We start from the raw sequence: 22,527 nt of genomic DNA on the forward strand, positions 1-22,527 counted from the left end.
GGACCCAACTTCGGAGGAGAAGATCCCGTGACTGCTCAGGCTGACTACGCCGCCCTCGTCCAGCGAGGGCTCTCGCTCGACCTCACCAGGGGCAAGCCGTCGCCGCGCCAGCTCGATCTCTCCAACGACCTGCTCAGGCTGCCCACGTCCTACCGGGCCGCCGACAGCACCGACGGCCGCAACTACGGCGGCCTGCAGGGCCTGACCGAGCTGCGCGAGCTGTTCGCGCCGCTGGTCCAGGTGCCCGCCGGCCAGCTCGTCGTCGGCGGCAACTCCAGCCTGGCCCTGATGCACGACACGATCGTGCACGCGCTGCTGACCAAGGTGCCGGGCGCCGCGCGACGGTGGGTGGAGGAGCCGGAGGTCACGTTCCTTTGCCCCGTCCCCGGATACGACCGGCACTTCACGATCACCGAGCGGTTCGGGATCAAGATGGTGCCCGTCCCGATGCACGCCGAGGGCCCCGACATGGACGTGGTCGAGCGCCTGGTGGCCGCCGACGCGAGCGTCAAGGGCATCTGGTGCGTGCCGAAGTACAGCAACCCGTCCGGCGTCACCTACAGCGACGAGACGGTCCGCAGGCTGGCCGCCATGCCGGCCGCCGCGCCCGACTTCCGCATCTTCTGGGACAACGCGTACGCGGTGCACCACCTCACCGACACCCCGGACGAGCTGGCCGACCTGCTGGCGCTCGCCGCCGGGCACGGCAACGCCGACCGCGTGTTCGTCTACGCCTCCACCTCCAAGGTGACGCTGGCGGGCTCCGGCGTGTCGTTCTTCGGCTCCTCGCCCGCGAACGTCGAGTGGTTCCTGCACAACACGGGCAAGCAGTCCATCGGCCCCGACAAGCTCAACCAGCTCCGCCACGTCGAGTTCCTGGGCGACCCGGCGGGCGTGGCCGCCCACATGCGGCGGCACGCGGAGCTGATCGGGCCGAAGTTCGAGCTGGTCGACAAGGTGCTGACCGAGCGGCTCGGCGACCTCGGCACCTGGACGAGCCCCGCGGGCGGCTACTTCATCAGCCTGGAGGTGCCGCACGCCGCCGAGGTGGTGGCCAGGGCCAAGGCCGCGGGCATCGCGCTGACGCCCGCGGGCGCGACGCACCCGTACGGCAAGGACGCCGCCGACCGCACGATCCGGATCGCCCCGACCTTCCCCGAGCTGGACGAGCTGGAGCAGGCCATCGAGGGCCTGACCGTCTGCGCCCGCGCGGTGGCGGAGGAGCTGGGCTGAGCTAGCGGCCGTTCCTGAAGCCGAAGATGTACTCGCGCGTCTCGCTCGGATGGAACGAGACGCCGACCCCCGGCTCGAACACGACGTTGTCGCGCGCGCAGTAATAGAGGTTCTCCCACACGGCCAGGGCCTTCTCCCTGGCCGGGGCCTCAATGGTGTCGCGCTTCCTGGCGCCGTACGAGCCGAGCACGTTCAGCAGCCCGAGCCCCCAGAACAGGCCGGTCAGGCAGAACGGGGCGAGCAGCACCTCGCCCCACTTGGGGTCCTGGCCCATGGCGATGACCAGCGACACGACCAGGTGCACCAGGGCCGCCACGAGGAGCAGAAGGTAGCCCTGGTTCCTGGCCCACGGGGTGTAGTGGCGGCTGGGGAACGACAGCCAGACCGCGAGCTGCGTACGGCTCATAACGTGTTTCGAGGCGCCCAGCGCCGCCGCCGTGGGCAGGTCGGCGACCTCGCGCACGCCGGGCAGCCGCACTCTGCCGATCTTGTACGTGGTCCCGGCGGCCACCGCGCCGGGGACCGCGACGACCTGGTCGGTCTCCGAACACACCGGGCACCTGACTTCCACCTGGGCAGTTTGGCCTTAAGTAACGACCTGCGCAAACCGGAAGGCGGAGCGTGTCCGGCCGGCCGTCCCGGCCGAGTGGTTTGCACCTAAAGTGCAAGGTGTGAAGCCGATTGATGCTTTGGTGAGCTCTCTGCCCGAAGGCCGTGTCCTGACCGACCCGGATGTGATCGACTCCTACGCCCGCGACCGGACGTTCGTGGCGCCGGGCAAGCCGCTCGGCGTGGTCCTGGCCGCCTCCCGCGACGACGTGGTCACGACGATGAAGTGGGCCACCGAGCACCGGGTGCCCGTGGTGCCGCGGGGCGGCGGCTCGGGCCTGGCGGGAGCCGCCGTCGCCGGCGACGGCTCGATCGTGCTGTCACTGGCCAGGATGAACGCGATCAGGGAGCTCTCCCCCGCCGACGAGATCGCCGTCGTCGAGCCCGGCGTCATCACCGCCGACCTGGACAAGGCCGCCAGGGAGCACGGGCTCATGTACGCGCCGGACCCCTCGTCGTACGAGATCTCCACGATCGGCGGCAACCTGGCCACGAACGCGGGCGGGCTGCGGTGCGTGAAGTACGGCGTGACCAGGGATTCGACGCTCGGGCTCGAGGTGGTGCTGGCCGACGGCCGCGTGATCGACACCGGCCGGCGCACGATGAAGGGCGTCACGGGCTACGACCTGACCGGCCTGTTCGTCGGCTCCGAGGGCACGCTCGGCGTCATCACCGCGGCCACGGTCCGGCTCAAGCGGGCGCCCGTGGCGCCCGCGGCCACGTTCGCGGCGGAGTTCGGCTCGCTCCGGGACGCGGGCGCGGCGGTCTCGGCGATCATGGCGGCGGGCTGCCAGCCGTCCCTCATGGAGCTGATCGACCGCGCCTCGCTGGAGGCCCTCGACGACTGGCTCAACATCGGGCTCGAACCGGACACCCAGGCCACGCTGATCGGCCAGTCCGACGCCATCGACAGCCAGGCCATGGTCGAGCGCATGGAGCGGTTGTGCCTGGAGAACGGCGCCTCGTTCGTGGCCGTGTCCTCGACCCCGCAGGAGGCCGAGGAACTGATCAGGCTGCGCCGGCTGGACTACCAGGCCAAGGAGCGGCTCGGGGCGTGCCTGGTGGAGGACGTGTGCGTGCCCCGGTCCCTGCTGCCCGACATGATCACCGCCATCGAGGAGACGTCCGCGCGGCACGGGGTGAAGATACTCACGGTGGCGCACGCCGGCGACGGGAACCTGCACCCGGTCTTCATCTTCGACCGCGGCATGGCGGAGCCGCCGGCGGAGGTGTGGGCGGCGGCGGACGAGGTGTTCACGCGCGCGCTGGAGCTGGGGGGCACGCTGACCGGGGAACACGGGGTGGGCCTGCTGAAACGGCGCTGGCTCGACCTGGAGTCGGGGCCGGTGGTCACCGAGGTCCAGCAGGGCATCAAGGCGGTCTTCGACCCCCTGGGCATCCTCAACCCGGGCAAGGCGATCTAGGTCTGGCCTGGTGGGTCTCGAACCGCGGGCACCTTGACCAAGCCGTGACATTGGGCCCGGATACCCGTTCGACCTGCGACGGAGGACTGACAGAGGCCTGACTTTCCTCGTCAAAACATGAAACTTCTGATAGGTCCGGCAGACGCCCCAACCATCACGCTGGTAGCGTTTTGCCCCATCTAATGGGTTGTAATGGGGGTCGACGTGAATCAGTTCCAGCCGCTGGCGGCGGACGATCCGCGGCGGCTGGGGACGTATGACATCGTCGCCCGGCTCGGCGAGGGCGGCCAGGGTGTTGTCTATTTGGGTAAGAGCGACTCCGGGGAGCAGGTAGCGGTAAAGCTGCTGCACCATGCCCTGGTGGCCGACGCCGACGCCAGGACCAGGTTCCTGCGCGAGGTGGCGGTGGCGCAGCGGGTGGCGAGGTTCTGCACCGCTCCGGTGCTGCACGCCGACCTGGACGGGAGCCGGCCGTACATCGTGAGCGAGTACGTCCCGGGGCCGTCGCTGCGTGAGATGGTCATCAACGAGGGGCCGCGGCGGGGTGCGGCGCTCGAACGGCTCGCGATCAGCACGGCCACGGCGCTCGCGGCCATCCACCGCGCCGGCATCCTGCACCGCGATTTCAAGCCCGCCAACGTGCTGATGGGGCCCGAGGGTCCCGTCGTGATCGACTTCGGCATCGCCCGCGCCCTCGACTCTCCCGGCGCGACGGCCACGGGGATGGCCATGGGCACGCCCTCGTACCTGGCGCCCGAACAGCTCAGCGGGGCGGCGGTGTCCGAGGCGGCCGACGTGTTCGCGTGGGGCGTCACGATGGTGTTCGCCGCGACGGGCAAGCCCGCCTTCGGCGCCGACTCCATTCCCGTGGTGATGAACCGGATCCTCAACGAGGAGCCGGAGCTCGGGCGGATGGAGGGGATGCTCGGGGAACTGGTCGGCCTCTGCCTCTCCAAGGACCCCGCGCAGCGGCCCAGCGCGGACGAGCTCATCGTCCGCCTCACCGGCCAGCCGGCCCCGAAGTCCGCCATCGAGCCGGTGACGGGCCAGCAACTCATCGGCGGCGCCGCCGCCGGCGCCAGTGCGGGCGCTGAGGCCGGCGCCCCTGCGGCGAAGGGCCAGGACGTCTACCCGGGCCCCTGGACCCAGCCCACCGGCCCCGCGGCACCTCCGCAGACGGGCCCGTACGGCCGCCCCGCCGCAGCCAACGCCCAGTCCGCCTCCCCCATGCCAGGCACCCAGCCCCAGGCCGGCCCCCAGCCGGGAACGCCCCATGGCGGTCCTCAGGCGCCTCACGGAGGCCCTCAGGCGCCGCAGGGCGGCCTGCAGGGTGCGGCCGCCGCGTCCGGAATGCCGCCGCACGGCCCCGGCACCCCTCAGGGCCAGCCACCCTTCCAGGCGGGAACCCCCGGCGGACCGGGCAGGCCCGGAGGGCAGGGCGGCCCCACCCGTCCCGGCGGCCCGTCAGGCCCCGGTGACGGCGCGCCCGCGAAGCAGCGCCGCACGCTGACGCTCGCCCTGTCCGGAGCCGCGGCCGCCGCCCTCCTCGTGGTCGTCGGCGCCGTGGTGGTGCAGGCCAACACCAAGCAGGTCCCGGTGGTGGCCGTCGGCAACTCCTCCAACAAGACCAACGGCGACGACGCCTCCGGCGGCGGCCAGCCCGTCGACCCGCCGCCCGGCGACCAGACCCCGCTGCCGCTGCCCACGGACACCTCGGTCTCGGTGCCCACGCTGAGCATCGAGCCGACGGAGAGCAAGAAGGCCAAGCACACCAAGCAGCCTGACCCCATCGTCCAGGTCCCGAACCCGGTCACCCAGGCACCTCAGCCCCAGACCACCACCAAGCGGCCGCAGCCCAAGCCGTCCGAGACCAAGACGAAGAAGAAGCCGTCCGACATGGTCGACCCGGTGGTGGAGCCGACGCTCAGCGACTCGACGGGCCAGCCGTCCTCCGGCCCGTCGACGACCCTTCGCCCCTCGGGCAAGCCGTCCAAGACCACCGCTCCGGGCAAGCCGAACCCGTACCAGGCGACGAGCCTGTGCGGCGCCGGTTACAAGGTCGTCGACTCCCGCTCCATCGCCGGCGGCAACGCCACCGTCTACCTTCTTTACAACACCGGCGCGGGCAAGAACTGCGTGGTCACGATGGCGCGTATGGTGTTCTCGCAAAAGGTCCAGATGAACGCGGTCCTCCAGGTGAAGGGCGGTTCCAGCGCCAGCAACCCCGGTAGCTTCTCCGCCTACGCGGGCCCCATCCGCCTGCCTGCGAAGCAGAAGTGCGTGATCTGGGGCGGCTCGTGGGGCGGTCAGACGTGGAAGTCCGGTTGGAGCCACTGCACCTGACCTGACGGCGACATCCGTTGAAAAGGGCCCCTTGTGCGGGGCCCTTTTTGCGTTAGCGTAGTTGACGTGATCGTCAGGTCTTCGGTGCCGACGTCCAGGGGCAGGCGGACGCGGGCCGCGCTCCTGCAGGCTGGGCGGGAGGCGTTCGAGGAGCACGGGTACGACGCTGTGCGGATCGACGACGTGTGCGGCCGGGCCAAGGTGTCCCATGGCACGTTCTACACCTACTTCGACTCCAAGGAAGCGCTGTTCGGCGAGGTCGCGGCGGCCGTGGTCGGGGAGATGTTCGCGGCGAGCGTGGTCGGCGCGGCGGCGGCCCCGGACGATCCGTACGCCCGGATCGAGGCGGCCAATCGGCTCTACCTGCGGGCCTGGGCGGCGAACTCGCGGCTGGTGCGGATGGTGGAGCAGGCGGCCACGTCCGAGGAGAAGTTCGGGCGGTTGCTGCTGGAACTGCGGGAGGTGTTCGTGCGGCGGGGCGCGGAGGGGTTGAAGCGGCTGCAGGAGCTGGGGCTGGCCGATCCGGAGCTGGATCCGCGGCTGACCGCCGTCATGCTGGGCGGGATGGTGGAGCACTTCGCTCATGTGTGGCTGGATCTCGGGGAGCGGGCCGACGAGCAGGTGGCGGTCGATCACCTGACACGGTTGTGGGCCAGGGCCATCGGGTTGACGGGAACGTCAAGTTCGTGGGAGGAGGGCGCGTGATCAGGAGCAGGCTCGACACCGGGGGCGACGACTACCGCGGGCGCCGCGAGGCCATGCTGGCCAAGCTGCACGAGCTCGACGCCGAGCACGCCAAGGCGGTGGCCGGGGGCGGCGAGAAGTACGTCGAACGGCACCGCGGGCGCGGCAAGCTCCTGGCCAGGGAGCGGATCGAGCTGCTGGTCGACCCCGACTCCCCCTTCCTGGAGCTGTCGCCGCTGGCCGCCTGGGGCAGCGAGTTCCCGGTCGGGGCCGGCATGGTGTCGGGGATCGGTGTGATCGAGGGCGTCGAGTGTGTGATCACGGCGAACGACCCCACGGTCCGCGGCGGCGCGTCGAACCCCTGGACGCTGAAGAAGTCCCTCCGGGCGGCCGACATCGCGCTGCGCAACAGGCTCCCGTACGTGAACCTGGTCGAGAGCGGCGGCGCGGACCTGCCGACGCAGAAGGAGATCTTCATCCCGGGCGGCCAGATATTTCGTGACCTGACCCGGTTGTCGGCGGCGGGCGTTCCGACCATCGCGTTGGTGTTCGGGAACTCCACGGCAGGCGGCGCGTACGTGCCCGGCATGAGCGACTACGTGGTGATGGTGCGGGAACGAGCGAAAGTGTTCCTGGGCGGCCCGCCCCTCGTGAAGATGGCCACCGGGGAGGAGTCTGACGACGAGTCCCTGGGCGGGGCCGAGATGCACGCCAGGATCAGCGGCCTCGCCGACTACCTGGCCCAGGACGAGCACGACGCGCTGCGGATCGGGCGGCGGGTCGTCCGTTCCCTCAACTGGCGCAAGCAGGGCATGAGCCCGCAGGCGGCGCGGGAGCCCCGATATCCGGCCGAGGAGCTGCTGGGGATCGTCCCCGAGGACCTGAAGGTGCCGTTCGATCCCCGCGAGGTGATCGCGCGGGTGGTGGACGGGAGCGAGTTCGAGGAGTTCAAGCCCCTGTACGGCGCCTCCCTCGTGACCGGCTGGGCGCGCGTCCACGGCTACCCGGTGGGCGTGCTGGCGAACGCGCGGGGCGTGCTGTTCAGCGAGGAGTCGCAGAAGGCCACCCAGTTCATCCAGCTCGCGAACCAGTCGCGCACCCCGCTCCTGTTCCTCCAGAACACGACCGGTTACATGGTCGGCAAGGACTACGAGCAGGGCGGCATCATCAAGCACGGCGCCATGATGATCAACGCGGTGTCCAACTCGACCGTCCCCCACCTCACCGTCGTCATGGGCGCCTCGTACGGGGCGGGCAACTACGGCATGTGCGGGCGCGCGTACGAGCCCCGCTTCCTGTTCAGCTGGCCGAGCGCCAAGTCGGCGGTGATGGGCCCGGCGCAGCTCGCCGGGGTGCTGTCCATCGTGGGCCGCGCGTCCGCGCAGGCCAGGGGGCAGGTGTACGACGAGGAGGCCGACGCGGCGATGCGCGCGATGGTGGAGGCCCAGATCGAGGCGGAGTCGCTGCCGTTCTTCCTGTCGGGCCGCCTGTACGACGATGGGGTCATCGACCCGCGAGACACCCGTACCGTCCTGGGCCTGTGCCTGTCCGCCGTCAACAGCGCGCCGGTGCCCGAACCGGCGGGATTCGGGGTGTTCCGGCCATGATCACCCGTCTGCTCGTCGCGAACCGGGGCGAGATCGCCCGCCGTGTCTTCCGCACCTGCGCTTCGCTCGGCATCTCGACGGTCGCCGTCTTCTCCGACCCCGACGCGGACGCGCCGCACGTGGCCGAGGCCGACCTGGCCGTACGGCTGCCGGGCGCCCGCCCGTCCGATACGTACCTGGACATCGGCCGCGTCCTGGACGCCTGCCGCGCCTCCGGTGCGGACGCCGTGCATCCCGGATACGGGTTCCTGTCCGAGAACGCGGAGTTCGCGCGGGCCGTGCTGGAGGCCGGGCTGGTGTGGGTGGGGCCGCCGCCCGAGGCCGTCGCGGCCATGGGGTCCAAGGTGGAGGCGAAGCGGCTGATGGCGGAGGCGGGAGTGCCCGTGCTTCCCTCGCTCGACCCGGAGGCGCCCGGGGAGTTCCCGGTGCTGGTCAAGGCGTCCGCGGGTGGGGGCGGGCGCGGCATGCGGATCGTCCGGGGGGCCGGGGAGCTGGCGCGGGAGGTCGAGTCGGCGCGGCGCGAGTCGGCGGCGGCGTTCGGCGACGGGACCGTGTTCGTGGAGCCGCTGCTGGAGAACGCCCGGCACGTCGAGGTGCAGGTGCTGGCCGACCGGCACGGCACGGTGTGGACGCTGGGCGAGCGCGAGTGCAGCGTGCAGCGGCGGCACCAGAAGGTCGTCGAGGAGTGCCCGTCGCCGGGCGTCTCGGCCGAGCTGCGGGGGCGGCTGTGCGAGGCGGCGGTCAGGGCCGCCCGGAAGATCGGCTATGTCGGGGCCGGGACGGTGGAGTTCCTGGTCAAGGAGGATCGGGTGGCGTTCTTGGAGATGAACACCCGGCTCCAGGTCGAACATCCGGTCACCGAGCTGGTCTACGGGGTCGATCTGGTGCGGTTGCAGCTCGAGGTGGCCGAGGGTGCCGCCCTGCCCGCGACGCCGCCCGAGCCTGCCGGGCATGCCGTTGAGGTGCGGCTTTATGCGGAGGACGCGGATTATCTGCCGCAGAGCGGGGTGTTGCGGCGGTTCGAGGTCTCCGGGGATGTGCGGGTGGATTCGGGGGTGGAGTCCGGGTCGGTGATCTCGCCGTACTACGACCCGATGCTGGCGAAGGTGATCGGGTACGGGCGGGTACGGGCGGAGGCGGTGCGGAAGCTGGTTACGGCGCTCCGGCGGGCGAAGCTCCACGGGGTCACAACGAATCGCGATTTACTCGTAAAAATCCTGACAAATCCGGCTTTTGGGGCGGGCGACACCCACACCGGCTTCCTCGCCCCCGACGGACCACTTCACGGCGTCCCCCCGGAGGGGGGCGACGAGCTGCCGGTGCTGGCCGCCGCCCTCGCCATGGCCGCCGGCAACCGCCGCCGGGCGAAGGTGCTGGCGGGCCTCCCGAGCGGCTGGCGCAACGTGCGCTCGCAACCGCGCCGGGCCCGCTTCGAGGAGGCCGAGGTCGTCTACGACCCGCTCCCCCAGGGCGTCACCGTGATCAGCGCGGAGCCGTACGAGGTGATCCTGGAACGCGACGGCGTCCGGCACACCTTCGAGGTGGCCTGCTACGACGAGGACGGCAAGGTCTACGTCGACCACGTCGGCGGATGCGCCGAGCTGACCCCGATCCCCCGCCTCCCCGAGCCGGTCGAGCACGTCGCCCCCGGCTCCCTGCTGGCCCCCATGCCGGGCAGCGTGCTCCGGGTCGAGGTGGAGCCCGGCGACCTGGTGACGAAGGGGCAGCCGGTGCTGGTGCTGGAGGCGATGAAGATGGAGCATCGGATCGCGGCGCCGTCCGACGGCGTGGTGTCGGACGTACACGTCGAAAAAGGCCAGCAGGTCGAAGCGGGCGCGGTGCTGGCGATCATCCAGGAGGGGACTTCATGACGAGTCTGGTGCACAAGGACCTGGTGGCGGGCGTCGCGACCGTCACGCTGGACTCGCCGCCCAACCGCAACGCCCTGTCCGTACGGCTCCTCTCCGACCTGTCCGACCGGCTCCGCTGGGCACTGGCCGAGCCGGAGGCCAGGGTGATCGTGCTGACCGGCACCGGGAACGTGTTCTGCTCGGGAGCCGACCTCAAGGAGCAGAAGGCCTCGGGCGCGGCGGTGACGGCGTCGTTCCCCGACGTCCTCACGCTGATCTGGGAGAGCCCGAAGCCGGTCATATGCCGCCTGAACGGCACGGCTCGGGCGGGCGGCCTGGGCCTGGTGGCGGCGTGCGACTTCGCGATCGCGCCGCTGACGGCGTCCTTCGCCTTCTCCGAGGTACGGCTCGGCGTCGTACCCGCCATGATCTCGGTGCCGGTGCTGCGCCGGGTCGAACCCCGGGCGGCGGCCGAGTACTTCCTGACCGGCGAGGTGTTCGACGCGGCCCGGGCGGCGGAGATCGGGCTGCTCACGCGGGCGGTACCCGAGGACGAGCTGGACGCGACCGTCGCGCACTACGCCGAGCTGCTGATCAAGGGCGGCCCCGAGGCGCTGGCCATCACGAAGCGGATGGTGCGGGAGGTGCCCGCGCTGTCGTTCGAGGAGGGCCTGCGGCGGATGACCGAGTTGTCCGCCGAGCGCTTCACCTCGGAGGAGGGGCAGGAGGGCATCGCGGCGTTCAGGGAGAAGCGGCCGCCCAAGTGGACCTCGCGATGACGCTGCGGATCGCGAACTGCAGCGGCTTCTTCGGCGACCGCCTCTCGGCCGCCAGGGAGATGGTCGAGGGCGGGCCGATCGACGTGCTCACCGGCGACTGGCTGGCCGAGCTGACCATGCTCATCCTCGCCGGGAACCGCCTCAAGGGCCGCCCGGGGTACGCGCCGACGTTCCTCCGGCAGCTGGAGGACGTCCTGGGACCCTGTCTTGATAAATCCATCAAAATAGTGACCAATGCCGGCGGCCTGGACCCGGCCGGCTGCGCGGACGCGGTCCACGACCTGGCCAACCGCCTCGGCCTCTCCCCCACGATCGCCCACATAACGGGCGACGACCTCACCGGCCGCCCCCTGGACCTGACCAACGCCGACACCGGCGAACCCCTCACCGCGACCCCCCTGACCGCGAACGCCTATCTCGGTGGCCGCCCGATCGCCACCGCCCTCGCGGCGGGCGCGGACGTGGTGGTGACCGGCCGCGTCACGGACGCCGCCCTGGTGACCGGCCCCGGCATCTGGCGCTACGGGTGGGGGCCCGAGGACCTGGACCAGCTCGCGGGCTCGGTGGTGGCGGGGCACGTCATCGAGTGCGGCTGCCAGGCGACCGGCGGGAACTACGCGTTCTTCCAGGACGTACCGGACCTGGCGCACTGCGGCTTCCCCATCGCCGAGCTGAACGCGGACGGCTCCGCCGTGATCACCAAGCACCCCGGCACCGGCGGGCTGGTCTCGGTCGGCACGGTCACGGCGCAGCTCGTGTACGAGCTCGGGAGCCCGCGCTACCTGGGGCCTGACGTGGTGGCCCGCTTCGACACGATCACCCTCGCGGACGACGGCCCCGACCGCGTCCTGATCTCGGGCGTCCGGGGAGAGCCACCGCCCGACACCCTCAAGGTGGCCGTCAACTACCTGGCGGGCTACCGCAACACGATGACCCTGGTGCTGACGGGCCTGGACGCGCAGGCCAAGGCCCGGGCCGCCGAGGACGCCCTGTGGGCCCGCGTCCCCCGTGACTCGTTCGACCGGGTGGACGTGGAGCTGACGGACTCGGGCCTGCTGCGGATCACCGTCATGGACGCCGACGAACGCCGCGCGGGACGGGCGTTCTCCTCCGCCGTGGTGGAGACGGGGCTCGCCAGCTACCCGGGCTTCTACGCCCTCACGCCACCGGGCAACGCCACGCCGTACGGGGTCTACTGGCCCGTCCTCATCCCCGCCTCGGAGGTCCGCCCCCGGATCTTCGTCAACGGCGACGAACTCCCTCCCCCCGCGCCAGGCATCGCCGGCACGCGGCAGGCCGCCAGTACCATCGCCACGCACTCCGTCCCGGCGCCGGAGACGGCGAGCGCGACGGGCCCAGTGGAGGCGGTGATCGCGGCAGGCGACGCGGTCGAAGCCACCACCCCGCACCCCGTCCCGGTGCCGGGTCGGCGGGAAGCAGCACGGCGCAGCTCGGCGCCTGCGGACGGCGCGCAAGGGGCTGGGAACGTCACCCGAAACGGCGGGCAAGAAGCCGGGAGCGGTGGTCAGGGGCTCAGGCGCTCAGGCGCGGGGCAGGCGTCCGCAGGTGACCGGCAGGCGGCTGGGGACGCGCCTTCGGGAGGCGTGCAGCCGACCGGGCAGACGTCGCCGATCGAGCCTCAGGCGGCTGAGCGGGCGTCGGTGATCGAGCCTCAGGCGGCTGAGCGGGCGTCGGTGGTCGGGTCTGAGGCGGGGGTACGGGTGCCGTTGGGGTGGATCGCCGGGGCGCGGTCCGGGGACAAGGGCGGGAACGCGAACCTGGGCGTCTGGGCCGACACCCAGGAGCGGTACGACTGGCTGGCCGCCCACCTCACCCCCGACACCCTCAAGCACCTCCTCCCGGCCCTGGCCCCGCACCGCGTCGACCGCTACGAGCTGTCCAACATCAAGGCGCTCAACTTCGTCATCCACGGCCTCCTGGGGAGGGGTGTGGCGGCGAGCCCGAGGATGGACCCGCAGGCGAAGGCGTTGGGCGAGGAGTTGCGGGCGAAGGAGGTGGACATACCTCCGCACCTACGCGGCTGATCGCCAGCCCAGCAGCCCGGCCCCGAGGAGCCCGGCCCGCACGCCGAGGGACGACGCCACCACCTCCGGCGCCCGCCGGAACGCCAGCCGTCCCGCCAGCCGCTCCCGCAGCGGCACCAGCAGCGCGTCCCCCGCCAGCGAGACCCCGCCCCCGATGACGATGCGGGCCGGGTCGAGCAGCAGGGTGTACGTGGCCAGCGCCAGGGCGAGCGCGTCCACGGCCGACGACCACACCTCCGCCGCCCGCGCGTCCCCCTCGGCGGCCAGGCGCACCACGTCCGCGGAGGTGCCCGAGCCGTACCGTGCCGCGATGGCCCCGCCCGACGCGTACGCGGCCAGGCATCCCCGCTGCCCGCACCCGCACGGCAACCCGTCGGGCCGGACCGGGATGTGACCGATCTGCCCGGCGAAGCCCCCGGCTCCCCCGTACAGCGAGCCCGACAGGACGACCGCGCCCGCGATACCCGTACCGATGGGGAGGAACAGGACGTCGTCCCCGCCCGCCCCGTAGGCCAGCTCGGCTTCCCCGGCCGAGCGGACGTCGTGCCCGAGCGCCACCGGCAGGTCCACGTCGGCAAACGACGAGACGGGCACGTCCCGCCACCCGAAGGCCGCGGAGTAGACGGCGTGGGTGGGCGTGACCAGCCCCGGCACCGCGAGCCCCACGGCGAGCGGGCGCCGCCCGGCGCGGGGCCGCGCCAGGTCGGCGACGAAGGCGGAGACGGCCGCGATCACCTGGTCGGCGCCACGAGGTGTCGCACGTCGCTCGAAATGCAGAATTGTCCCGTCACGGGCGACAAATCCGCCTTTGATGGTGGTACCGCCGACATCGACCGCAACGACGTAATCCATCGTGCCATCGTCCCCTAGGGTGCAATCATGACCATCCGCCGACTCACCCCACAGGACCTGGACGACTGCGCCCGCCTGGCCAAGGACCGCGGCTGGCCTCCGGAGCGCCACAAGTGGCGCCTCCTGCTCGAGGTCGGCGAGGCGTACGGCATCGACGCCCCCGACGGCGACGGCCTGGCCGCCACGAACGTCCTGACCCTCTACGGCGACGACCACGCCGTGGTCAGCATGGTCCTCACGGCGTCCAGGTACGCCAGGCAGGGGCTGGCCCGCCGGCTCATGGAGCACGTGATGGAGCGGGCCGGCAGCCGTACGGTCTCCCTCTTCGCCACCGACCACGGCCGCCCCCTGTACGAGCAGATGGGGTTCCGCGTCGTCGGCGGGGTCGTCAAGCACACGGGCGTGTTCGCGGGCGAGGCGTCGGGCCGGACCCGCCCGGCCGCGGAGTCCGACCTGGACGAGATCGTGAAGCTGGACGCGGAGTTGTTCGGGACGGACAGGTCGGCGCTGCTGCGGCGGATGTTCGACTTCGGCGAGCGGGTACGGATCGCGGACGGTGGCTTCGGCCACTGCTGGCGCAACGACGACAACACCGTGATCGGCCCGGTCGTGGCGCGGGACGAGGAGACCGCGCGGGCGCTGATCGGGGACCTCGCGCTGGACGTGGGCGGCGAGGTGCGGATGGACCTGGACGAGGCGATGGACGGCCTGGTCGCCTGGGCGGTCGCGCACGGCATGGGCGCCCCGTGGAGGACCGCGAGGATGGTGCACGGCGGCGACCTGCCGGGCGATCGCGCCTGCCATTTCCTGCCGTTCATGCAGGCACTGGGCTGACCGCACAGCGACAGGCGACGGGAAGGCGCCAAGCGACCCCACAGCGCCGGGCCGACTGGGCGGCGCCGGGGTGACGGGCCGGCGCTGGGTTGACCGGGTGTGTGGCGCTCTCGTAGGGTCGGGCGACCAGAATATGATTCTGCCGAAGGGCGATCATGACCTCCACCCACATCGACGTCAGCGCCATCGACTTCGCCGCGCTCGGCACGTGGATGGACACCCGGGGCCTGCCCGGCGGCCCGATCACGGGCGTCTCACCGGTCCTGGGCGGCACGCAGAACGTCATGGTCCGCTTCGAGCGCGGCGGCCGCCCGTACATCCTGCGCCGCCCTCCCCTGCACGCCCGAAGCAGGAGCAACGAGGTGCTGCGCCGCGAGGCGCGGGTGCTGGCGGCACTGCGCGACACGCCCGTGCCCGCGCCCAGGCTGGTGGCCGCGCAGTCCGAGCGGGAGCCGGTGTTCTACCTGATGGAGCCGGTCGACGGGTTCAACCCCTCGACGGGCCTGCCGGAGCCGCACGCCTCCGACGCCGCGATCAGGCACCGCATGGGGCTGGAGGCCGCCGCCGCGCTGGCCGAGCTGGGGCGGGTCGATCCGGGGGTGCTGCCGGGGTTCGGCAGGCCGGAGGGGTTCCTGGAGCGGCAGGTGCCGCGCTGGCTCAAGGAGCTCGACTCGTACGGCGAACTGGACGGCTATCCGGGCCCCGACATTCCGGGGCTGGCCGAGACGGCCGACTGGCTGGAGCGCAACCTGCCCCGGACGTTCACCCCGGGGATCATGCACGGCGACTACCACTTCGCGAACCTGATGTTCGCCTGCGACGGCCCCCGCGTGGCCGCGATCGTGGACTGGGAGATGAGCACGATCGGCGACCCTCTGCTCGACCTCGGCTGGCTGCTGGCCACCTGGCCCAGCAACAACGGCCACGTCCCCGGGCTGCCGGAGCCGCGCGAGCTCATCGAGTACTACGCGGCGCTGTCGGAGCGCGACCTGTCGGCCATCGACTGGTACGCGGTGATGGCCTGCTTCAAGCTCGGCATCGTCCTGGAGGGCTCGCACGCGCGGGCGTTCGCGGGAAAGGCACCAAAGGACATAGGGGACGTACTACACGCAACCACCCTGCAACTGTTCGAACGGGCACATCAGTTTATGGACGGTGTTCTCGGCTGATTTCCGGAAAAACGATCACTTCTTAACCCCCGAGTCGTACAATTGCGCGCAATTGCACCTGTTATCGGGGAAGGATCGTCATGCGAATGCGGTTCCTCGGCTCCACCTCGGAGGCGGGCGCCTGTCCCACCCTGTACGAGACCGACCGCGGCACCATCGTCGTGCAAGGTCTGCAAGTCACCGACGCGGAGGCGCTCGCGGACCTCCGTGACGTGCTCGACGGCGAGACCGCGGTCGAAGTTCCGCGCGAGCTCATCACCGAAATCGCCCGCCGGGTCCTCCCCGACGGCACGGCAACCGCTTTCCCGACCAGCGGAGAGACACCCTCGGCAACCGCTTGATCACAATTGCGAGTGACACTGGCATGATCGACGCAAGCAGGGCTAGCCTCTTGCGGCGTGACGTCGTTTCAGCAGGCGCGCATCGACCTCGGCGGCCAGTTACGACAGCTGCGCGAGGCCGCGCACCTGTCTGGCAAGGAGCTGGCCCAGCGGCTGGGCTGGCAGCCGTCCAAGGTCTCCCGCCTGGAGAACGCCCGGCAGACCGCCACGGAGGATGACGTGGTCGTGTGGGCGCAGGCCGTACGCGCCTCGCCCGACACGACCGACGAGCTCATCAGGCAGGCCATCGCGCTGCTCGAACGGCACGACGACTGGAAGCAGCGCCACCGCAGCGGCCTGGCCGCCCTCCAGGAGGACATCCGCGACCTGGAGGCGCGCACCAAGCTGTTCCGCGTGTTCGAACCGGGCATCATCGTGGGCCTGCTGCAGACCTCCGAATACGCCAGGCACGTCTTCCGCAAGGTCAAGCGCCTCTACAGCGCGGCCGACCAGATCGACGCGGCGGTGCGGGTGCGGATGCAGCGCCAGGAGATCCTGTACGACCGGACGCGCACGTTCAGGTTCGTGGTGACGGAGGCGGCACTGCGCACCGCCCTCGCCCCGCCCGAGGTGATGCGCGGCCAGCTCGACCGATTACTCGCCGTCAGCACACTGCCGAACGTCGAGTTCGGCGTCATCCCGTTCAGCTCGGAGCTGCCGTCGAGCCCGATCAACGGCTTCTGGATCTACAACGAGGCCATGGTCGCGGTGGCCACCATGACGAAAGACCTGATCCTTCGCGATCCCGATGACATCGCCTTCTACGTCCGGGCCTTCGATGACTACGCGAAGGTGGCGGAGTTCGACGAGCCGGGGCGGGAGGTCATCATCGGAATTCTTCACGATTACCGCAAACAAACATCACATTAACCGCAGCAATTGCTTGCCTCCCCACCCAAGATCGTGCAATTCTATCGCGAGACGTTGCGGAGGTGACGCATGATGCTTGATACCGCGCTCTGCCTCGAGCGATTCGCCTGGCACGCAGGTCGTCACGCTGACCTGACCGTCCAGAGCCTCGCCCTGTCGAGCGACCCGGCCTACGTGTCGGTCCGCAATCGTTTCTCGGCCACGCTGACGGAGACGGTGACGTGCTCGGACGAGGGCGCGTACATCACCTCGTGGGGCTACCGCCTGGGCACCGCCGAAGACGTCGAGTCCGCCGCCGCCCGCCTCGCCTTCCTCCTCGCCGCCCTCCCCGCCTGACCCTCACGGCGCCCGAAACACGGCTTACGGCCCCCGGCACGGATTTTCGGCCCGCACGCCCTGCGACGGGCCCCCGCCGCCTCAGCACCTCTCCGGCGGCGGCAGAAGCGCCCCTCCGGCACGGACTCCCACCACGGGCCCCACAACGCCGCCGCCAACACCCGCGCCTGCCAGAACACACCCCAGCGCCCCAGGACGCCCCTCACGCACGCCAGGCGCGCCGCTCAGGGCGCACCTCAACGCATGCCTCGCGCCGCGCCATCGGAGGCGCACGCCTGCGCGCCAGAGGACGGGCGACGGTCAACGCCGCTCGGTGCCGCCCGCCTCTCGGACACCCAGGCAGGGCCGGCACCGTTGCAGCGGTGAGCCGGGCTGGTCAGCAGCCGGCCTTGTAGAGGACCTTCTGCACCTCCGGCTGGTCCACGTTCTGCGCGGTGACGATGGTGGCGTCCGTCGGGATCGACGGCGTGACCTGCTGCCCCTTGACCGCCGCGACCGCCTGCTCCACCCCCTTGGCCCCGATGTCCCCGGGCAGCTGGGCGATGAGAGCCTGTACGACGCCGTCCTTGAGCTGCTTCACCTGCGCGGGCCCCGCGTCGAAGCCCACCATCTTGACCTGCCCCAGCTTGCCCGCCTGCTGGAGCGCGGACCCGGCGCCGGTCGCGGAGTTGAGGTTCGTGGCGAAGACACCGGCCAGGTCGGGATCCTTGGCCAGGGCGGCGTTGACGATCTTGGATGCCTCGCCGACGTCGTTGTGCGAGTACTGCACGCCCAGGTACGTGATCCCGGGATGCGAAGCCTTGATCTCCTCCTCGAATCCCTTGATGCGCGCGTCAACGGTGCTCACGCCCGGGTCCGTGGAGATGACCAGCGCCTTGCCCTTGTCGCCGATCTGCTCCGCCAGCGCCTTGGCCGCCGCCGCCCCGCCCTTGACGTTGTCGGTGCTGATCCTGGACAGGCCGATGCCCGGGTCCTCGACCACCGTGTCCACCAGGATGATCTTGATGCCCTGCTGCTTGGCCTGGGTCAGCGGCGCGATCATGGCCTTGACGTCGGTCGGCGCGATGAGCATGGCGTCCGGCTTGCTCGCCACCACGGAGTTGACGATCGGCGTCTGCAACGTCGGGTCGAACTTCTGCGGCCCCTGGACGTCCAGCGCCACGCCCAGCTCCTTGGCCTTGGCCTTCGCCCCGCAGGCCATGGTCTCGTAGAACTCCTCGCCCGCCAGCCCCTGCACGAGCGTCACCCTGATCTGGCCGCCGCCTCCGCTCTGCCCGCCCTGCCCGCCGCAGGCGGCGATCGTCAACAGCAGCGTTCCCAGAGCTGCCACAGCCTTGCGCATCGTGGTGCCTCCTCCTACTGGTCCCGGGCCCTGCGCCTCCACTGGTCGACGTAGACGGCGGCGACGAGCACGGCACCCACCACCACCTGCTGCCAGAACGGCCGCACGCCCAGGATCTGGAAGCCGTTCTGCAGCACGACCGGGATGAACACCCCGATGACCGTCCCGGCCACCGTCCCCACGCCGCCGAACAGCGAGGTGCCGCCGATCACCACGGCGGCGATGGCCTGCAGGTTGTCGGTGGAGTGGGCGGACACGCCGGTGATGCCGTACTTGGCGAGCGACAGCTGCCCGGCCAGCCCGGCCAGCAGTCCCGCCAGGCCGTACACCTTGATCAGGTGCCGGCGCACGGCCACGCCGCCGCGCCGGGCGGCCTCGGCGTTGGACCCGATCGCGTACGTGTGCCGCCCGAAGCGGGTCCAGGCGAGCATGAGCGCGAGCGCGGCGGTGATGGCGGCGCAGATCCACACGATCAGCGGTACGCCCAGCCAGCGCGCCAGCCCGAGGCCGAGGTTCAGGTCTGTGGGGGCGCGCAGATCGACCCCACCGGTGAGCAGCAGGGCCCCGCCGAGCGACATGCCCAGCGTCCCGAGCGTCACGATCAGCGCGGGGATGCGGCCCAGGGCGATCAGCACGCCGTTCAGCACGCCCCACGCCAGCCCCGTCACCAGGGCGGCCAGGGTGCCGAGCGCGAGCGAGCCGGTGGCGTCCATGACCTCGGCGGCCGCCACGGCCGAGAACACCAGCACTCCGCCCACCGACAGGTCGATGCCCGCCGTGATGATCACGTACGTCATGCCGGTGGCGAGCAGCAGCAGGATGGCCGCGTCGCTGACGAGGTTGAGCAGGTTGAACGAGGTCGGGAACGTGGTGGGCGCCAGGATCGAGAACGCCGCCAGCAGCGCGACCAGCACCAGGCCGATCCACACGACCTGCAGCTCGCCCAGCCGCGCACCCTTCATACGCCGCCCTCCCGCCCGCCGGAACCCAGCTCATCCGGCCGACCGTCCCCGTCCCGTGCTTCGAGCGCTCCGGTCATGGCCCCGACCAGCTCCTCCATAGAGACGCGCGCGGTCTCGAAGCGGGCCACCCGGCGTCCGAGCCGCAGCACCTCCACCCGGTCGGACACCGCCATCACGTCCTGCATGTTGTGGCTGATCAGCACCACGGACACGCCCGAGTCGCGCACGCCGCGGATGAGGTCGAGCACGCGCCGGGTCTGCACGACCCCGAGCGCGGCCGTGGGCTCGTCCATGAACACCGCCCGCCGCGCCCACGCCACCGCCCTGGCCACCGCGACGCCCTGCCGCTGCCCCCCGGACAGGGCGGAGACCGGCGCGCTCTGGGACGCGAGCCGCACGCCGAGCCGTTCGCACGCCTCGCGCGTGGCCCGGCGCATGGCGGCGTTGTCCAGCACTCCCAGCAGGCCGAGGAGGCCGGGCCTGAGCAGCTCCCTGCCCAGGAAGAAGTTGGCCGCGGGGCTGAGGTCGGCGCAGAGCGCGAGGTCCTGGTAGACGGTCTCGATCCCGGCGCCCCTGGCCTCCTCAGCGGAGCCGAACGCCACCGGCTCGCCGTCGACCTCGACCGTCCCGGCGTCCGGCCGTTCGACGCCCGAGAGGATCTTCGCGAGCGTGGACTTCCCCGCGCCGTTGTCGCCGATCAGCGCGACCACCTCGCCGGGCCGCAGGGTGAAGTCCGCGCCGCGCAGCGCCTCGACGTGGCCGTAGCTCTTCATGATCCCGCGGGCGGCGATCAGTGGTACGGCCATAAGAACATCAAGAAGGCGATTGACATCGTTGTCAAGGCCGCGCGGCCGTCAGGGCACCCGAGACACCCCCGCGAGGTCGTGGTAGGCGTCCCACAGCTCGCCCAGGAACAGCCGGCCGAACCGCACCAGTCCCGCCGCCCCGTCGGGCCCCCACGTGCGGAACGTCGTCAGCTGGTGCATGAAGTCCGGCAGGTGGATCCGGATGACCCCCGCGGCGACCACCTCGGCCTCCGCGTCGTCCGCCGGGCGGGTGTGCCCGCGCAGGACCCGGACGTACAGGGTGGAGGTGTCGGACCACACGTCGGCCCCGGGGTCGTCGTGCACGTCCTTGAACCCGGTGAGCGTCAGCGGGGCGTCCCCGTCGCCGGTGAAATGGAGGCGGTAGAGCATGCGCCGGCGGGCCGGGTCCTCGCCCGCCACGAACAGGTTGAACGACCCGTCCTCCACCCGCAGCCGGCCGCCGCCGAGCACGGGACAGGTCACCCACCCGGCGGCGGAGGCCTCGTGCCCGGCGTCGGCCACGAACCGCTCGACGTCGCCGGCGGTGATGGTCAGGTGGACCGCCAGCGGGTGCCCGTTCGCGCGCCCCAGCCGCTCGCCCTCCTCCGGGTCCGCGGAGCCGGGCATGACGTGGCCGCGCATCTCCTCGGTGAAGCTCAGGCCCGACGAGACCCCGGCGCGCCGCGCCGCCGTCCGGGGCGCGGTCTCCAGGACGTGCTCGCAGGCCCGGTCCGACAGGGCGGCGATGGTCAGGGAGGGGTTGACGCCGACAGGGCCGGGCACGCACGCCCCGTCCAGCACGTACAGGCCCGGATGCCCGAACACCTCGCCGTACTCGTCCACGACGCCCTCCGCGGGGTGGCGGCCCATCGGGGCGCCGCCGAGCGGGTGCACCGTGATCACCTTGCGGGCCAGCCACAGCGGGTTGTCGCGGTAACCGGCCCGCAGGACCCGGGCCACGTCCCGCATGGCCGCGCGCATCGTGGTGAAGTACTGCATGGACGTGCTGGTCGTCCAGTCGACGTCGAGGTAGCCGCGGCGCAGGCGCATGACGCCGTCGGGGATGTCGCGGCCCATGCCGAGCAGGCCCAGGGACCCGTCGGACAGGTGTCCGTCGCCGAGCAGCGCGGACAGTTCGGCGTTGATCCGGGTCCGCGGCGAGTGGCTCAGCAGGGCCCCGATCCTGCGCAGCACGAACCTGCCGGCCCTCCTGACCTGGCCGCGCACCCCGGCGAACTCCCCCAGCCACTCGGCGAAGGGCGGGTAGCCCGCGTCCTCGACCAGGAAGCCCCGGCGGTCCCCGTGCCCCGAGTCGGCCGCGTCCGGCACCCGGATGGCGCTGGTGATCACCGGGCCGCGGCTGCCCTCCAGCGAGCGGTGGCGGCCCGCGCCGTCGCGGGCGTCCGTGATCACGGTGAGCAGGTCGCCGTTGCCGCTGAAGCGGGCCCCGAGCATGGGGCTCAGTCCGGGGAACTCCGATCTGCAGGTCAGCAGCAGGTACGTCGTCCCGAGCGTGCCCGCGGCCAGGACGAGCCGGTCACAGGTGATCGTGCGCTGGGGCAGCCGCCGAGTGTTGACCCGGCGCCGCTCCTCGCCCGGTTCGTGCACCACGTAGCTCACGGCGTAGCCGCCGCCGGGCGCGGGGGCGAGCCACCGTACCTCGTGCAGGGTGCGCAGGTCGGCGCCGGCGTGCTGGGCCGCCGACAGGTAGGTGTGGTCGAGGGAGTTCTTGGCGCCGTCGTTGCAGCCCAGGTCGCACTCGCCGCGCAGCCGGCACGTCGTACGCGGCAGGCCGTGCAGGTTGCCGTACTCCGGGTCCGGGATGGGCAGGCCGGGAGCGGGCTGCCCGCCGGGCTCCGGGGCGAAGGCGACGGCCAGCGGCGGCAGCTCCCACTCCAGCCCCAGCCGCCCGGCCGCCTCGCGCATCGCGAGGGTCTTGGCCGTCGTGTCGTACGGCGGCTGGCCGAGGGGGTAGCGCTGGGGCTTGAGCATCCGCTCCACGGCGTCGTAGTGCGGGTCGAGGTCGGCCCGCGTGACGGGCCAGTGTTCGTAGCCGCCGCCGGGTAGCGGGCTCTCCTTGACGAACCACCGCTCCGGCTTGCGCAGCAGCACATTGGCGTAGATGAGAGAGCCGCCGCCGAGCCCGCTGGAGACGGCCGCGCCGAGCCCGCGGAAGCTCCACAGGTCGAACAGGCCGTACAGTCCCTCGCTCGGGTCCCACAGATTGCGTGCCATCGCGGCGGGCGCGCGCGGGAACGAGCCCGGCGGGTACGGCCGGCCGCGCTCCAGCACGACCACCCGCAGCCCGGCCTCGGCGAACCGGCAGGCCGCCACGGCGCCGCCGAACCCCGAGCCCACCACGACGACGTCGGCGTGCTCGCGGGCAGGACGTCTCACCTGGT

19 protein-coding genes are annotated in these 22,527 nt (G+C 71.7%); 13 read left to right on the forward strand and 6 right to left on the reverse strand.

Annotated features, from left to right (window positions below):
• Positions 1-27: 27 nt before the first annotated feature.
• Complete coding sequence (locus ACIBI9_RS07150) at positions 28-1,233, forward strand: aminotransferase class I/II-fold pyridoxal phosphate-dependent enzyme (protein WP_397221040.1); 1,206 nt, start codon at positions 28-30, stop codon at positions 1,231-1,233.
• A 1-nt stretch (position 1,234) separates the two neighbouring features.
• Here the strand turns inward: ACIBI9_RS07150 and ACIBI9_RS07155 are convergent, their stop codons facing one another.
• Positions 1,235-1,804 carry a hypothetical protein gene (locus ACIBI9_RS07155; protein ID WP_397221041.1) on the reverse strand — a complete coding sequence of 190 codons (570 nt, stop codon included), beginning with the start codon at positions 1,802-1,804 and terminating at the stop codon, positions 1,235-1,237.
• 100 nt (positions 1,805-1,904) lie between these two features.
• Between ACIBI9_RS07155 and ACIBI9_RS07160 the strand changes: the two genes are divergently transcribed.
• From ACIBI9_RS07160 to ACIBI9_RS07190, 7 genes are all read left to right on the forward strand, one after another.
• Positions 1,905-3,266 carry an FAD-binding oxidoreductase gene (locus ACIBI9_RS07160; protein ID WP_397221042.1) on the forward strand — a complete coding sequence of 454 codons (1,362 nt, stop codon included), beginning with the start codon at positions 1,905-1,907 and terminating at the stop codon, positions 3,264-3,266.
• Between the two features lie 204 nt (positions 3,267-3,470).
• The gene (locus ACIBI9_RS07165) at positions 3,471-5,609 is read left to right on the forward strand and encodes a protein kinase (protein WP_397221043.1); all 2,139 of its coding nucleotides are present in this window, start codon (positions 3,471-3,473) and stop codon (positions 5,607-5,609) included.
• A 66-nt stretch (positions 5,610-5,675) separates the two neighbouring features.
• Positions 5,676-6,314: a TetR/AcrR family transcriptional regulator gene (locus ACIBI9_RS07170; RefSeq protein ID WP_397221044.1), complete on the forward strand. Its 639-nt coding sequence runs from the start codon at positions 5,676-5,678 to the stop codon at positions 6,312-6,314.
• A gap of 53 nt (positions 6,315-6,367) precedes the next feature.
• Complete coding sequence (locus ACIBI9_RS07175; RefSeq protein ID WP_397221817.1) at positions 6,368-7,900, forward strand: acyl-CoA carboxylase subunit beta; 1,533 nt, start codon at positions 6,368-6,370, stop codon at positions 7,898-7,900.
• Positions 7,897-9,771 carry a biotin carboxylase N-terminal domain-containing protein gene (locus tag ACIBI9_RS07180; protein ID WP_397221045.1) on the forward strand — a complete coding sequence of 625 codons (1,875 nt, stop codon included), beginning with the start codon at positions 7,897-7,899 and terminating at the stop codon, positions 9,769-9,771. The genes ACIBI9_RS07175 and ACIBI9_RS07180 overlap by 4 nt, the downstream gene beginning before the upstream one ends.
• Entirely contained in the window at positions 9,768-10,529 is a 762-nt protein-coding gene (locus ACIBI9_RS07185) for an enoyl-CoA hydratase-related protein (protein ID WP_397221046.1), read from the forward strand. Before ACIBI9_RS07180 ends, ACIBI9_RS07185 begins: the two co-directional genes overlap by 4 nt.
• Positions 10,526-12,574 (forward strand): acyclic terpene utilization AtuA family protein, encoded by a 2,049-nt coding sequence (locus tag ACIBI9_RS07190; RefSeq protein ID WP_397221047.1) that lies wholly within the window; start codon positions 10,526-10,528, stop codon positions 12,572-12,574. The genes ACIBI9_RS07185 and ACIBI9_RS07190 overlap by 4 nt, the downstream gene beginning before the upstream one ends.
• Here ACIBI9_RS07190 and ACIBI9_RS07195 read toward each other — a convergent pair.
• On the reverse strand, positions 12,563-13,426 hold the full coding sequence (locus tag ACIBI9_RS07195; protein WP_397221048.1) for an ROK family protein: 864 nt from the start codon (positions 13,424-13,426) through the stop codon (positions 12,563-12,565). The two genes, ACIBI9_RS07190 and ACIBI9_RS07195, sit on opposite strands and share 12 nt — an antisense overlap.
• A gap of 27 nt (positions 13,427-13,453) precedes the next feature.
• On the opposite strand from ACIBI9_RS07195, the gene ACIBI9_RS07200 reads away from it, so the two are divergent.
• From ACIBI9_RS07200 to ACIBI9_RS07220, 5 genes are all read left to right on the forward strand, one after another.
• Positions 13,454-14,260 carry a GNAT family N-acetyltransferase gene (locus tag ACIBI9_RS07200; protein WP_397221050.1) on the forward strand — a complete coding sequence of 269 codons (807 nt, stop codon included), beginning with the start codon at positions 13,454-13,456 and terminating at the stop codon, positions 14,258-14,260.
• 155 nt (positions 14,261-14,415) lie between these two features.
• Positions 14,416-15,429 (forward strand): phosphotransferase family protein, encoded by a 1,014-nt coding sequence (locus ACIBI9_RS07205; protein ID WP_397221051.1) that lies wholly within the window; start codon positions 14,416-14,418, stop codon positions 15,427-15,429.
• Between the two features lie 86 nt (positions 15,430-15,515).
• The gene (locus tag ACIBI9_RS07210) at positions 15,516-15,770 is read left to right on the forward strand and encodes a hypothetical protein (RefSeq protein WP_397221052.1); all 255 of its coding nucleotides are present in this window, start codon (positions 15,516-15,518) and stop codon (positions 15,768-15,770) included.
• 57 nt (positions 15,771-15,827) lie between these two features.
• Entirely contained in the window at positions 15,828-16,679 is an 852-nt protein-coding gene (locus tag ACIBI9_RS07215; RefSeq protein WP_394490826.1) for a helix-turn-helix domain-containing protein, read from the forward strand.
• Positions 16,680-16,748: 69 nt separating this feature from the next.
• Positions 16,749-17,015 carry a hypothetical protein gene (locus ACIBI9_RS07220; protein WP_394490824.1) on the forward strand — a complete coding sequence of 89 codons (267 nt, stop codon included), beginning with the start codon at positions 16,749-16,751 and terminating at the stop codon, positions 17,013-17,015.
• 376 nt (positions 17,016-17,391) lie between these two features.
• Here the strand turns inward: ACIBI9_RS07220 and ACIBI9_RS07225 are convergent, their stop codons facing one another.
• Genes ACIBI9_RS07225 through ACIBI9_RS07240 form a run of 4 tightly spaced genes read right to left on the reverse strand, consistent with a single transcriptional unit; the run spans position 17,392 to position 22,522 of the window.
• Entirely contained in the window at positions 17,392-18,357 is a 966-nt protein-coding gene (locus ACIBI9_RS07225) for an ABC transporter substrate-binding protein (protein ID WP_397221053.1), read from the reverse strand.
• 14 nt (positions 18,358-18,371) lie between these two features.
• Positions 18,372-19,319 carry an ABC transporter permease gene (locus ACIBI9_RS07230; RefSeq protein WP_397221055.1) on the reverse strand — a complete coding sequence of 316 codons (948 nt, stop codon included), beginning with the start codon at positions 19,317-19,319 and terminating at the stop codon, positions 18,372-18,374.
• Entirely contained in the window at positions 19,316-20,125 is an 810-nt protein-coding gene (locus ACIBI9_RS07235; protein WP_397221056.1) for an ATP-binding cassette domain-containing protein, read from the reverse strand. The genes ACIBI9_RS07230 and ACIBI9_RS07235 overlap by 4 nt, the downstream gene beginning before the upstream one ends.
• Before the next feature lie 48 nt (positions 20,126-20,173).
• Positions 20,174-22,522 carry a GMC family oxidoreductase gene (locus ACIBI9_RS07240; RefSeq protein ID WP_397221057.1) on the reverse strand — a complete coding sequence of 783 codons (2,349 nt, stop codon included), beginning with the start codon at positions 22,520-22,522 and terminating at the stop codon, positions 20,174-20,176.
• Positions 22,523-22,527: the final 5 nt, after the last annotated feature.

Source organism: Nonomuraea sp. NPDC050451, from assembly GCF_044458585.1.

What these genes read in the sequence shown, in the direction of transcription:
- ACIBI9_RS07175 (WP_397221817.1), top strand. Translation starts at nt 6,368, where the DNA reads ATGCTGGCCAAGCTGCACGAGCTCGACGCCGAGCACGCCAAGGCGGTG.
- ACIBI9_RS07180 (WP_397221045.1), top strand. Translation starts at nt 7,897, where the DNA reads ATGATCACCCGTCTGCTCGTCGCGAACCGGGGCGAGATCGCCCGCCGT.
- ACIBI9_RS07185 (WP_397221046.1), top strand. Translation starts at nt 9,768, where the DNA reads ATGACGAGTCTGGTGCACAAGGACCTGGTGGCGGGCGTCGCGACCGTC.
- ACIBI9_RS07190 (WP_397221047.1), top strand. Translation starts at nt 10,526, where the DNA reads ATGACGCTGCGGATCGCGAACTGCAGCGGCTTCTTCGGCGACCGCCTC.
- ACIBI9_RS07195 (WP_397221048.1), bottom strand. Translation starts at nt 13,426, where the DNA reads ATGGATTACGTCGTTGCGGTCGATGTCGGCGGTACCACCATCAAAGGC.
- ACIBI9_RS07200 (WP_397221050.1), top strand. Translation starts at nt 13,454, where the DNA reads ATGACCATCCGCCGACTCACCCCACAGGACCTGGACGACTGCGCCCGC.
- ACIBI9_RS07205 (WP_397221051.1), top strand. Translation starts at nt 14,416, where the DNA reads ATGACCTCCACCCACATCGACGTCAGCGCCATCGACTTCGCCGCGCTC.
- ACIBI9_RS07210 (WP_397221052.1), top strand. Translation starts at nt 15,516, where the DNA reads ATGCGGTTCCTCGGCTCCACCTCGGAGGCGGGCGCCTGTCCCACCCTG.
- ACIBI9_RS07220 (WP_394490824.1), top strand. Translation starts at nt 16,749, where the DNA reads ATGATGCTTGATACCGCGCTCTGCCTCGAGCGATTCGCCTGGCACGCA.
- ACIBI9_RS07225 (WP_397221053.1), bottom strand. Translation starts at nt 18,357, where the DNA reads ATGCGCAAGGCTGTGGCAGCTCTGGGAACGCTGCTGTTGACGATCGCC.
- ACIBI9_RS07230 (WP_397221055.1), bottom strand. Translation starts at nt 19,319, where the DNA reads ATGAAGGGTGCGCGGCTGGGCGAGCTGCAGGTCGTGTGGATCGGCCTG.
- ACIBI9_RS07235 (WP_397221056.1), bottom strand. Translation starts at nt 20,125, where the DNA reads ATGGCCGTACCACTGATCGCCGCCCGCGGGATCATGAAGAGCTACGGC.